This window comes from Pedobacter gandavensis (genome assembly GCF_032678465.1).
Taxonomy (GTDB): domain Bacteria; phylum Bacteroidota; class Bacteroidia; order Sphingobacteriales; family Sphingobacteriaceae; genus Pedobacter; species Pedobacter gandavensis_B.
The window spans coordinates 144,369-156,266 of the sequence record NZ_JAVTSK010000001.1 but is presented as its reverse complement, the minus strand read 5'-3'; the positions used below and the strand labels follow the sequence as shown (position 1 = coordinate 156,266).

At 39.5% G+C, this 11,898-nt stretch carries 9 protein-coding genes; 5 read left to right on the top strand and 4 right to left on the bottom strand.

The genetic code is table 11. From position 1 onward, the window contains the following. Nucleotides 1-17: 17 nt before the first annotated feature. The 4 genes from R2Q94_RS00540 to R2Q94_RS00525 form a co-directional block, all read right to left on the bottom strand. Nucleotides 18-1,247 carry a pitrilysin family protein gene (locus R2Q94_RS00540; RefSeq protein ID WP_316819480.1) on the bottom strand — a complete coding sequence of 410 codons (1,230 nt, stop codon included), beginning with the start codon at nt 1,245-1,247 and terminating at the stop codon, nt 18-20. A gap of 219 nt (nt 1,248-1,466) precedes the next feature. Beyond that, on the bottom strand, nt 1,467-1,970 hold the full coding sequence (locus R2Q94_RS00535; protein ID WP_316819479.1) for an HmuY family protein: 504 nt from the start codon (nt 1,968-1,970) through the stop codon (nt 1,467-1,469). Nucleotides 1,971-2,031: 61 nt separating this feature from the next. Next, nucleotides 2,032-3,213: a hypothetical protein gene (locus tag R2Q94_RS00530; protein WP_316819478.1), complete on the bottom strand. Its 1,182-nt coding sequence runs from the start codon at nt 3,211-3,213 to the stop codon at nt 2,032-2,034. Continuing rightward, nucleotides 3,210-4,193 (bottom strand): DUF2157 domain-containing protein, encoded by a 984-nt coding sequence (locus R2Q94_RS00525; protein ID WP_316819477.1) that lies wholly within the window; start codon nt 4,191-4,193, stop codon nt 3,210-3,212. The genes R2Q94_RS00530 and R2Q94_RS00525 overlap by 4 nt, the downstream gene beginning before the upstream one ends. A gap of 153 nt (nt 4,194-4,346) precedes the next feature. On the opposite strand from R2Q94_RS00525, the gene htpG reads away from it, so the two are divergent. The 5 genes from htpG to R2Q94_RS00500 all read left to right on the top strand — a co-directional run bounded on the left by htpG (nt 4,347) and on the right by R2Q94_RS00500 (nt 11,614). Further along, the gene (gene htpG / locus R2Q94_RS00520; protein WP_410478515.1) at nt 4,347-6,236 is read left to right on the top strand and encodes a molecular chaperone HtpG; all 1,890 of its coding nucleotides are present in this window, start codon (nt 4,347-4,349) and stop codon (nt 6,234-6,236) included. 183 nt (nt 6,237-6,419) lie between these two features. Continuing rightward, the gene (locus R2Q94_RS00515) at nt 6,420-7,145 is read left to right on the top strand and encodes a DUF4397 domain-containing protein (protein ID WP_316819476.1); all 726 of its coding nucleotides are present in this window, start codon (nt 6,420-6,422) and stop codon (nt 7,143-7,145) included. Between the two features lie 180 nt (nt 7,146-7,325). Further along, nucleotides 7,326-7,895 (top strand): RNA polymerase sigma factor, encoded by a 570-nt coding sequence (locus R2Q94_RS00510; RefSeq protein ID WP_316819475.1) that lies wholly within the window; start codon nt 7,326-7,328, stop codon nt 7,893-7,895. Nucleotides 7,896-7,958: 63 nt separating this feature from the next. Then, complete coding sequence (locus tag R2Q94_RS00505) at nt 7,959-9,329, top strand: hypothetical protein (RefSeq protein ID WP_316819474.1); 1,371 nt, start codon at nt 7,959-7,961, stop codon at nt 9,327-9,329. A 158-nt stretch (nt 9,330-9,487) separates the two neighbouring features. Continuing rightward, nucleotides 9,488-11,614, top strand: coding sequence for a M3 family metallopeptidase (locus R2Q94_RS00500; protein WP_316819473.1), 2,127 nt, complete (start codon nt 9,488-9,490; stop codon nt 11,612-11,614). Nucleotides 11,615-11,898: the final 284 nt, after the last annotated feature.

Below are 11,898 nucleotides of genomic sequence, written 5' to 3'. Positions count from 1 at the left end.
ATGCAAAAATACAAATATTACGCTAAAGGGTAAAAGGTTAAGGCGCTAAGATTACTTTCATCTAAGATTTCATGGGTAATATTGGCCATATCGCTGGTCGTTACAGCCTCAATTCTCTTAAATACGGTCTGTAAATCATCGATCTTGTTGTAGTCGATCAGGCTTTTTGCCATCGAAATGATCAGACCAATTCTGTTTTCTTCGCCTAAAGCAATCTGTCCGATGAACTTATGTTTTGCTTTTTGAAGTTGTACCTCTGTGAGCGGATGATCTTTCAGTTTCTTAAATTCTTTGAAGATCAGGGATAAGGCCTTATCTACTTTTTCTTTATCTGTACCGAAATATAAGGTAAAGATACCGGTGTCACTTAGCGGACTATAGCCCGTTTCAATGGTATAGGCAATGCCGTATTTCTCACGGATCTGCAGGTTTAAAATAGAACTCATACCTGTCCCACCAACCAGATTATTGAGTAGCAATAAGCCGGTTTTATAAGGATGATGCAGAGAATAGGCCTGGGAACCTAACATCACATGGGCCTGCATGATTGGTTTTTCAAGAACAACTTTTGATACGGGCGCTTTTTCTGGGGCCAGTCTGGTGTTTTTATGTAGGTTTTCCGGAATTTCCGAATAATACTTCGCACCGGTTTTGATGAGTTTGTTGAAACTGTAATTCCCTAAAACTGCGACTACGATCTTGTCGGTATGGTAGTTTTCCTTGATGAACTGATGGATGTCTGCCTGACTGATGTTATTGACCGTTTCCGGGCTTCCAAGGATATTTCTTCCCAGTGGGTGACCGGCAAAAACAAGGTCTTCGAAGTCATCGTAAATCGCCTCTTCCGGCTGATCCAGATAAGAGGTAATCTCATCCAGGATCACACTTTTTTCTTTTTCCATTTCATCTTCCGGAAATGTAGAATGGAAAACAATATCATGGAAAAGCTCTAAAGTTCTGTCCAGGTAAGGATTCAAAAAAGAAGCATGAATACAAGTGTATTCTTTGGTGGTGTATGCATTCAGATCAGCACCCACGCTTTCCAGTCGGTTTAAGATCTGGTTTGTCGTTCTTTTTTCTGTGCGCTTAAAAATTAAATGCTCAATAAAATGAGCTAAACCCGCTTTTTCGTCCTGTTCATCCCTTGAACCACTATTTACAATGATGCAGGCATGAGAAATGGCAGAAGCAGAAGGGACATGAAGTAAGCGGATGCCATTTGGCAAAGTGTGAACATTGTATTCCATCAGGGCACAAAGATACACAAGAAAAAACCGGTTACAGGATAATATTTATGTAGCATTCCGGTCATTTCTGCGTCTGAATAAGAGCTTTAGCCAAATTAGACTGCCGGTTTCAGGAATTTGAAAAGCACCTTAATTGGGTTGATGATGACCATGGGCTTTAAAAATAAGCAGCCCATACGATCAGGGTATGGGCTGTTGTTAAGATGATATGGTGCTTAATTATTTTAGTGCAGCATATTTGAAGGTGTAAAAACCAGTTTCATTGTAATCCTGCTCATCAAAATAATAACTTAACACCTGGATTTTATATTGTTTTCCGGCAGCATTTCGGATTAGGATGATCTTTCCTTCAATTGGAGTTAGGGCATGACTAGCCATATCGTAGTTGTACCAGCCTTTTCCCGATCCTGTTGGAATCACACTCGTGCTTTGACTATCTTCTTTATAACCACTTTCCGGAGCTTTTAGTACTTTATCAAAACTGGTATTGCTCAGTATCTGACCAGCAACTTTGTTTTTACTGTTCAATTTGATGGTGGTATTGTTGAAGGCAAGATCCCAGTTTTCAGTTTCTTTTACCGGCTTTCCTTCAGTCAGGCTGTAAAAAGTAGTTTTGGATTTGGCATCCAGATTTTTCTCGGTCTTTGGAGCCTGTGCCATTACAGCCTGGCCAATGAAAATAGAAAGAGATAAAATAGATAAGGTCTTGATGATGAATTTCATGGGTTTCTTTTTTACAAAGAAACAAACTATTTATAATTATTCTAAATAATATTGAAAAAAATTAATAATCATTACTGGCTCCTCCACCTCCGAAAGTTCCACCACCCATTCTGCTGCCTTCCGGGGCACTGTTTCCATCGCCCAAAGTTCCGCTCACAATCAGCGACTCTACTTTGAGCTGATCTAATAACTGGTCGTCATCCAGTTCTTCCGCTGTAAAACCATGCTTTGGTGTTTTCAGATAGCGCATCACTGCATAAGAAAGGCTTAGCAATATGGAGCCACAAACCAGCAGTGCCATTTCAGTCGACATGATATGATAGTAATTCTTTAAAGTAAAAGCTGCCGCCGCTACCAGAATCAAGCCCGAACGGAGTAGAATGATTTCTTTTTTTCTTAAGCCAATAGCAATATATACTATGGGAATTCCAAAAGTCCATATCCAGAAGAACCAGGCAAAAGGGATATCCTGATCTGGAGCAAGAGTTACATTGTTCATCGAACTTCCGAGTTCTCTGACGATAAAATAATTACCGGCAGCATAGGTCGTCAGCAGACTGGCGATTTGTAGCATACCTAGTGGATTTTTATAGATCCAATGTTGCTGATTTAGTTTTTTGACTAAGAAATAAATCAAAAGAGAAATAGCTATGATAAGGAAAGGCATTGTCGATAAAGGCTGAAATCCATATTTATACCAGGCAAAGAACACAAATGCAATCGAGCCTGAAAAAGAAAGTAAGGCCATCAGCATATCTGCAAAACGGAGGGTAAAATATCCAGCCAGTACCGCTATACAGCCTGAAACAATGAGTTCAATTACAAAGTCTTTAGGATCATGGTCATGCTTGTAAATGAAAATGACTAGCGCAGTAAGCAATAGTAAACCGGAAGTCCACATCAAAGCATCATCCACCCCGGATTTGTAATGGTGGTATACGCGAACGGCAATCTCCAATGCAACATAAGCACATAGGCCCAAAAAAACATAATAACCAGGAGATTCCAACAATTCAGTACTGCTCAGTATCAGGCTTAAAAAACCAAATGCGAAAGCGGTTAAGATCAGGGTCAACACAAATAAACCAATCCTCATAAACAGGTTGGAGCTACGAAAACCTATTGGATATTTTTCCAGGACGGCCTGTAGCTCTGCAGAGCTAAGCTGATGTGCCTGATGCGCTTTTTTCATTTGATCCTGTATGATCTGGTGCTTTAACCAGTTGATATTATAAATGATCATAAGCTTTTCATTTGTTTATTTAAACGGCCGATATGAAGAATTAATGCGATCGCGGAAATTATAAAATATAGGCAAAGCAGGTAGATCACATCTCCGTCTTTGAAGTTATCGAGTAGTCGGAAAACAAGGATGCTGAATGCTGCATAACTATACAGTATCACCAGGAGCATAAAATAGAAGAGTTTATGTGCTAGGGCGTCCCTATAGAGGTAGAAAGCCAGTACAAACAAAACCAGCATCCAAAGTAGACTGCCTGTTGAGTCGTAATGATTAAAATAAGCCATTAATAATGCAATGAAGCTGATGTGGATGCCAAAATGGAAGTAGCTGAAACGAAAATGTTTTTTGAAATTGAAACGTTCCGATAGGAAACCACCAATCAGCAGGATAGCTCCTAGTAATAAATAGGTATAGATTAGGGTATTGTTGTCGAAATTCCCGCTGGAAAGCAAGCGGCTGGGCGTTACGGATACTCCCATCCAGACAGCGAGATTGGTAATGGCCATACTGAGAATTCCTAAATGGTCAAACTCATAGGCCACATAGCCCAAAACCACCATTGGGATAAAAGTGGCCAGACCGTAATTCGTTCCAAATACTTCGTATTGATATTGCAAGTAACCTGTAAAGCTGAGAAAACTAAGACAGCCCAGTAATAAGAGATAGTCAAATACCGCATTTGGTGATTTTACCAATGCGCGGCTAAATGGCTTTTTATGTTTAAAGCAATAGTAAAAGCAGCCGGTACAAATGGCTGCGATGAATGCCAATATTGCCTGATGACCTATGCTGTCAATATTTTTATAAATCAGTATACCCAATCCAGTACTGAGCAGCATGACTCCAAGGTATAATAAGGTTTTTAATTCCCAGTGCAGCGAAAATAAAGGATTCCGTTGTTTTTCACATAGTTTCTGATAAGATTCAGGAGAAATCGTGCCTTCATCTTTTAATTTTTCATAGAGATCATCAGGTATCATGAATCGAAAGAAATTTGATAAGATATTCAAGTATACATAAAAATAAAAGAATGATCTGGCATTATAGTTTTCATTATACTGTCAATTTGACAAGTTTTTTGAATTGGAATAAGCATTGATAGGTTGGCTATGTACTTAAAAATGAGTTAACATATGAGCATAGAAGAAAAAGGAACCATTTCCATTCATACGGAGAATATTTTCCCGATCATCAAAAAATTCCTGTATTCAGACAATGAGATATTCTTGCGCGAGCTGGTATCCAATGCAGTAGATGCGGTACAAAAGATTAAACGTCTTGCGGCATTAGGACAATACAACGGAGAGCTGGGTAACCCATTGGTAGAAGTAGCAGTTGATGCGGATAAAAAGACCATTACCATTACCGATAATGGTTTAGGTATGACTGCCGAGGAGATCAAGAAATACATCAATCAGGTGGCTTTCTCCGGAGCAACAGAGTTTGTAGAGAAGTTTAAAGACGCAAAAGATGCGAACGAAATCATAGGGAAATTCGGGTTGGGCTTTTATTCGGCCTTCATGGTGGCGGATTTAGTAGAAATCCAAACGCTTTCTTACCAGGAAGGTGCAGAACCAGCACGTTGGGTATGTGATGGTAGTACTTCATTCGAAATTACTGCCGGTAACAGAACCACTCGTGGTACAGAGATTACCCTGCATATCAACGCGGAATCAGAAGAGTTTTTGAGCAAAAATAAACTGGAAGAGATTCTGGATAAATACGGTAAGTTCTTGCCGATACCAATTAAATTTGGAACAAGAACAGAGCATGTTGCTGATGGTGAAGATGAAGAAGGCAAGCCGAAAACAGTCGCTGTTGAGGTGGATAATATCATCAATACGACGAACCCGATCTGGACAAAAGCACCTGCAGATTTGTCAGACGAAGAGTACCTGGCCTTTTACAAGCAATTGTACCCTTATGCTGAAGATCCTTTGTTCTGGATTCACCTGAATGTAGATTATCCTTTTAATTTAACAGGTGTATTGTACTTCCCTAAAGTGAAGAACGATTTTGATATGCAACGCAACAAAATCAAATTGTTCTCGCGCCAGGTGTTCATTACCGATGAGGTGAAAGATATTGTTCCGGAATTCTTAATGTTATTGCATGGGGTGATTGATTCACCAGACATTCCATTGAACGTTTCCAGAAGTTTCCTTCAGGCCGATAGCAATGTGAAAAAGATCAATAGCTATATCACAAAGAAAGTAGCAGATAAACTTCAGGAACTTTTCAATAAAGACCGTAAAGGTTATGAAGAGAAATGGGGTGATATCGGTTTATTCGTGAAGTATGGCCTGGTAAGCGAAGAGAAATTCTACGATAAAGCGAAGGATTTTGCCTTGTTAACCAATACTAAAAACGAGAATTATACTTTGGGAGAATACCAGGAGAAGGTAAAAGATTTCCAGACCGATAAAAATGGTCAGGTAGTTTATATCTATGCAACGGATCCTGCCAAACAAGATACCTTTATCCAGTCGGCAAACAAAAAGGATTATGATGTATTGTTGATGAACTCAGCAATCGACAATCACTTTATCAGCTTCCTGGAGAATAAACTGGAGAAAACCTTGTTGAAACGTGTAGATTCAAGTGTTGCAGATAAACTGATCGAAAAGGATGAAGCCATCGAATCTGTATTGACAGAAGAGCAGGCAAAAAAAGTAAACGAAATCTTTACCAAAGCCATCACTAAACCTGGAATGCAGGTGGAAGTTGTTGGTCTTAATCCGGATGAGTTGCCTGTAACGGTAACGATGGATGAGTTTATGCGACGCATGAAAGAAATGGCACAAATGGGTGGCGGCATGGGTATGTATGGCAGTATGCCAGACAGCTATAAGGTAGCCATCAACGGAAATCATAAATTGATTGGAAAGATTCTGTTGACAGACAATGAAGAAGAACAAGGACTATTGGCTAAACAAGCTGTAGATCTTGCTTTATTGGCACAGGGAATGTTAACTGGTGCAGAGTTGACTGCTTTTGTGAGCAGAAGTGTGAATCTGATCTAATCTTATTTCTTTTTAATGAGAGCCCCGCTGCAGTTTTGTAGCGGGGTTTTTGTTTGCTGGCATTCTCGGAAGTTTAGGATTGTGAATTTTTTGTATAACTGTTTGTAGCGTTTTTAAAATGAGCTCCGTTTTATTAGGAAAAGGCTAACAGCCAACAAATAACCAATTAATACAAAAAAGATTATGAGAATTTCAAACCATTTAGGATCAATATCGAAGACTTTTGCTGCAGCACTTGCGGTTTCAGTAGTTTTTTCAGCCTGCTCGAAAAAATACGATAACATTGAGCCGGTACAATTGGCCGCGATTACTATTGTTCACGCTGGTCCGGACACAAAAGAGCTTGACTTTTACTTTGGTAACGACAGGGTAAATAAGGATCCATTTAAATATGGGGTTAGATATGGTTACCTGGGCGCATATCCTGGAACGAGTAAAATTTCTATCACAGAAAGAGGAAAAACATCTATTCTTTTAACAAAAAATGAAATGTACCAGGCAGGAAAGTTCTACAGTACTTTCTTAGTGGATACAGGTAGCAAGAGGGCATTCTTTACGGTAAATGATAAGTTAGATAGTATTGCCGTAAATGAAAAAGCAAAAGTTCGTTTCGTAAACTTAAGTCCTGATGCATTGGCATTAGATCTGGGGATTAATGGAACTACAACTGATATTGCCAGCAATAAAGCGTTTAAAGAATCGAGCATCTTTGCTGATGTAGAGCCAGGAGAGGCTGTTGCATTAGAAGTTAAAGACCATACTTCAAAAGCAGTGAAGGCAACACTTCCAGCTATGAAACTGGAAAAAGGTAAGTTCTATACCGTTTTGGCAAAAGGATTTAACGGTCCGGTACAAGTTGATTCTTTGAAATTCAAAGCATCAGTTTATAATGTTACTTTGAAACAATAACACCATAGTAGCTGGCTCATATAGAGCCAGCTACTAAAACAGTTTATTTTGAAATGCTTAAATTTGCTGTTTCATTGTTAATCCCTGTTTTAGAAGAGGTTCGGAGGGAGCGGAATTCAATCTCCTTTTATCCGGGCAATGATGAAGAATTTAAGAAATCCTTAATGGTGTTAGAAAAGAATGCTCAAGTTTGAGGACGTTTTAGCTGGATGTTTGAAAAATGACAATAAATGCAAGGAGGTGGTTTACAAATCATTTTATGGGTATTTAATGGGCGTTATTTTAAGATATGTGAATGATCGTAATGATGCTGAAGAGCTGATTAATGATTGTTTTATTAAGGTTTTTAAAGGATTAGGGCAGTTTGGGGCGCCCAAAGATCCGGAGCAATTACAAAAAGCATTTAAAGGTTGGATAGCAAGGATTTCTTCCCGCACAGCGATCGATTTTTTACGTAGTAAAAGGACATTCTTATATGTAGATGATATGGACGAGCCGCCACAACCCATCACAGAATTAAATGCCATCTCTCAACTTCATGTACAAGACATTATGAACCTGCTCAATCAATTACCAGAAATGCATAAGCTGATTTTCAATATGTACGAATTAGAGGGCTTCGCTCATGAAGAGATTTCAAAACTATTAAATATACCTGAAAGCTCAAGTCGGGTTTACCTGACCAGAGCAAAGAATAAATTAAGAATATTGTATTCAAAGTCGTTGATTACTGACTTTGAACCAAATTAGAGGGGCGCGCAAAAGAAGTAACCGGGGATGAATGGGGGAAATGATAAAAATAAAAATATAGGAATGAAACCAAATGAACATATGAAATTGCCTGATGATGAGCTAATCGCTCACATAAAGGAGCAATTGATGGCTCATGAGGAAGACTATGCTCCTGGAGCATGGGAAAATTTCAATTCTGAAAAACCGGCCAGAAAAAGGGGGATATTTTTTTGGCTGGGGAGTATGAGTAGTGCAGCCGCATTGATATTAATCGGCTTCGCGCTCTTCTTTGTAAATAAAAAAGAAAGAATTAAGGCGTTGGAATTGAGTGTTACCAAGCCAGCCGGACCGTATTCACTGCCTAAAAAAACGGATACGTCTGCTGATTCGATTTCGGAAATGGCGGAATCAGAAAGCGGAACACAGGCCAGGGGAAGCTCTAATTTAACACCATCAGTATTGAAGAAAAAGGAAATTCCAGCAGTCAGGATTTTGGCGTTGCGACAATTGTCCAGTCATCCAATAGCTAAAAACAATCGGGAATTTGCCGCTAATGCAGCTGTACCAGCTGTTGCTGAACAACAGCCCGAAACCAAGACAATTACGCAACAAAATACGATTGAAGTTCCTGGTACTACAGCGGTTAATCCTCCTTTACCACAAAAAGGACTGGAACGTGTGGTTGTGGAAGCGCCGGCAAGTGATAAACCACAAAGTTTCGAAGACTTTCTTGCACAGGAATCTAAGAACGGAAATGCAAGAGGAAGAAGACCTGATCCTAAACTGGCTTCCCTGTCTGCACAGGAAGACAAATGGGAAATGGGGGTAATGGTGGCTCCTTCTGTAGGTAACAGCAAGAAATTAAATATGGGTTATGGCCTGAGTATGGGTTATGCATTGAGCAAGAAAGTCTCGATTAACTCGGGAATCTCTTACAATGAAATGGCTGCGTCCAGAAGCGCCTACTCTCCATCAGGGGCACAGGATATGCCTGCCACAACAACTAAAGGACTAGCGGGGAATAGTAGGGAACTGAAAGCAGTGGATGCAAGTATTCGGGGGATAGATATTCCTTTGGAAATCCGGTATCGCTTCAATAAAAACCTCTATGCAAATGTTGGAATTTCAGCCTTTGCGGTTTTGAATCAAAGACAAAAAAACACCTTCCTGGAAAGTCAGGTGCAAAACAGCCCTGTGGATCCTCAAGGGATAGCATATAGTTTTAAAGCTGATGTATTGAGTACCACTGTAACCACCGAAGAACAGCATACTTCTGAGCTTAAAACAGACCCTTATCTTGGATTTTATAACTTTTCTTTGGGCTACAAACAGCGAATTTCCAGAGGGAAGTCGGTTTCTCTAGAGCCATTTGTCAAACTTCCGATTAAAGAGTTTACCCAGGAAAACCTTTACCTCATTGGCACAGGATTGCGCTTGAAATTTGATTTTTAATCCTTAAAAACAGCAAAAATTTCCGTCTAAGTCCTTGTATTTTTATTATTGTTGCAACAATGATACATTTTAGCAAGGCGTTCAAGCCTTTTAGAATTATCTTTGTGAGGACCTGTATACTCAGGTTTTTTGTGGTAGATTAATAATTTTATTCAAAAATGAACTTAAAAAAAGGAATCCCTTCTATGCTTTTAGTTTGCGGGATGCTTCTCGTAACCGATAAAACGGTAATGGGTCAAAGCACAAATCCATTTATGGAAACTTACAACACGCCATATGGGCTGCCTCCATTTAACAAGATTACAAATGCCGATTTTGTTCCAGCCTTTCAGGAAGGAATGAAACAGCAGCAGCAGGCAGTTGGCGCCATATACAAACAACGTTCGGTGCCGACTTTTGCAAATACCATTGTGGCTTTAGAAGAAAGTGGTAAACTTTTGTCGAAAGTAAGCACAGTATTCTTTAACCTGAGTTCTGCAAATACTTCTCCTGAACTGGAAAAGATTGCACAGCAAATGGCTCCCGAATTGTCTAAGCATAGCGACGATATCTACCTGAACGCTGAACTATTCAAAAGGGTAAAAACGGTATATGATAAACGTACTGCTGTAAAATTAAGTGCAGAACAACAACGCCTTCTGGAAAAAACCTATAAATCTTTTGTGAGAAGTGGGGCCAATTTAAATGCCGCACAGCAACAACAAATGAGAGCAATCAATAAAGAGTTTTCTTTACTGACTTTAAATTTTGGACAACATTTGCTGGCTGAAGTGAATGCTTATGAATTACTGATTGATCAGCAATCCGATCTTGCTGGCTTGCCGGAATCCGTAAAAGCAGCTGCTGCTGCTTCCGCGAAGCAGGCGGGAAAAGAAGGAAAATGGAGGTTTACACTTCATACACCAAGTGTAACGCCTTTTCTTCAATATTCGGAAAACCGTGCGCTTCGGGAAAAAATGTACAATGCCTATATCAACCGTGCCAATCATGATGATGAGAATGATAACAAAAAGATCATTTCCCGTATTGTCGCTTTACGTGCAGAAAAAGCCGCTTTATTAGGCTATAATAGCCATGCAGATTTTGTATTGGAAGAAAGTATGGCTAAGTCTCCAAAAGAAGCCTATGATTTATTAAACGGTCTTTGGGATGCAGCTTTGCCGGTTGCAAAACAGGAAGCTGCAGATATGCAGAAAGTGATGGACAAGGAAGGCCGGAACGAACAGCTGGAGGCTTGGGATTGGGCACATTATGCAGATAAAGTGCGTAAAGAAAGATACAACTATGATGCAGAAGCATTACGTCCATATTTCCAGATCGACAATGTAAGGGAAGGATTTTTTAAGGTGGTGAATAAATTGTATGGCATTACTTTTACCTTACTTCCAGAAGTTCCGGTGTACCATAAAGACGTTTCTGCCTACCAGGTAAAGGAAGCGGATGGAACGCATATCGGAGTGATTTACATGGATTTCTTTACCCGTAGTTCTAAACGTGGAGGCGCATGGATGACTTCTTATGCAACTCAGTCTTATGAAAATGGTAAACGTGTGGCTCCGGTAGTTTCTATTGTTTGTAATTTCACAGGTCCTAATGGGGACGAACCGGCTTTGTTTACTGCAGATGAAGTGACCACTTTTTATCATGAAATGGGGCATGCCCTTCATGGTTTATTGTCGAATGTAAAATACAGAAGTCTGGCAGGAACATCAGTTCCACGTGACTTTGTAGAACTACCATCCCAGGTAATGGAACATTTTGCTTTTGAACCGGAGGTACTTCAGTTTTATGCAAAACATTACAAAACCGGCGAAATTGTTCCTCAGGAACTGATCGACCGTATGAAAAATGCTTCGAAATTTAACCAGGGTTTTGAAACGGTAGAATATCTTGCAGCATCCTTACTGGACATGGGCTTCCATACTGTGCCAGCAGGAAAAGAGGTTAATGCAACAGAATTTGAAAGTTCAGAAATGAATAAATACGGATTGATCAAACAGATTGCCCCTCGTTACCGTAGTACTTATTTCCAACATATCTTCGCATCGGGATACTCTGCGGGATATTACAGCTATATCTGGTCGGCAGTATTGGATAGTGATGCTTTTGCGGCTTTTAAAGAAAGTGGAAACATTTTTAATCCTGAAGTAGCGAAATCCTTCCGTAAAAACGTATTGGAAAAAGGTGGAACTGTAGAGCCAATGGATTTGTATAAAGCCTTTAGAGGGAAAGAACCTAATATGAAATACCTGTTAAAAGACAGAGGCTTAGATAAGGCGCTTTAACCATAGCTTTATTTTTTTGTAAAATTTAGCGGGAGCATTCCCGCGTCAAAAATAGAAAATGACTGATATCTTCAAATATGATGATATCGGTCATTTTTTTTATGTCCTGTTTTTACCCTCCTAAAATCCATCTGTAAGCACATAATAAGGATTAAAAATTCAATTTCTAAACAGGTGGTTTCAGTTTGGCTAACTTATTCTAAATTATGGCTTTACGTATCCTGATTTTTACTGAAAATGGCGGTAATTTTATTGTGAAGCAAACTTTATTTTATAGCTTTGCC

Bases quoted from the DNA above. Each gene is read 5' to 3' on its own strand.
- R2Q94_RS00540 (WP_316819480.1), bottom strand. From the start codon at position 1,247: ATGGAATACAATGTTCACACTTTGCCAAATGGCATCCGCTTACTTCAT.
- R2Q94_RS00535 (WP_316819479.1), bottom strand. From the start codon at position 1,970: ATGAAATTCATCATCAAGACCTTATCTATTTTATCTCTTTCTATTTTC.
- R2Q94_RS00530 (WP_316819478.1), bottom strand. From the start codon at position 3,213: ATGATCATTTATAATATCAACTGGTTAAAGCACCAGATCATACAGGAT.
- R2Q94_RS00525 (WP_316819477.1), bottom strand. From the start codon at position 4,193: ATGATACCTGATGATCTCTATGAAAAATTAAAAGATGAAGGCACGATT.
- htpG (WP_410478515.1), top strand. From the start codon at position 4,347: ATGAGCATAGAAGAAAAAGGAACCATTTCCATTCATACGGAGAATATT.
- R2Q94_RS00515 (WP_316819476.1), top strand. From the start codon at position 6,420: ATGAGAATTTCAAACCATTTAGGATCAATATCGAAGACTTTTGCTGCA.
- R2Q94_RS00510 (WP_316819475.1), top strand. From the start codon at position 7,326: ATGCTCAAGTTTGAGGACGTTTTAGCTGGATGTTTGAAAAATGACAAT.
- R2Q94_RS00505 (WP_316819474.1), top strand. From the start codon at position 7,959: ATGAAACCAAATGAACATATGAAATTGCCTGATGATGAGCTAATCGCT.
- R2Q94_RS00500 (WP_316819473.1), top strand. From the start codon at position 9,488: ATGAACTTAAAAAAAGGAATCCCTTCTATGCTTTTAGTTTGCGGGATG.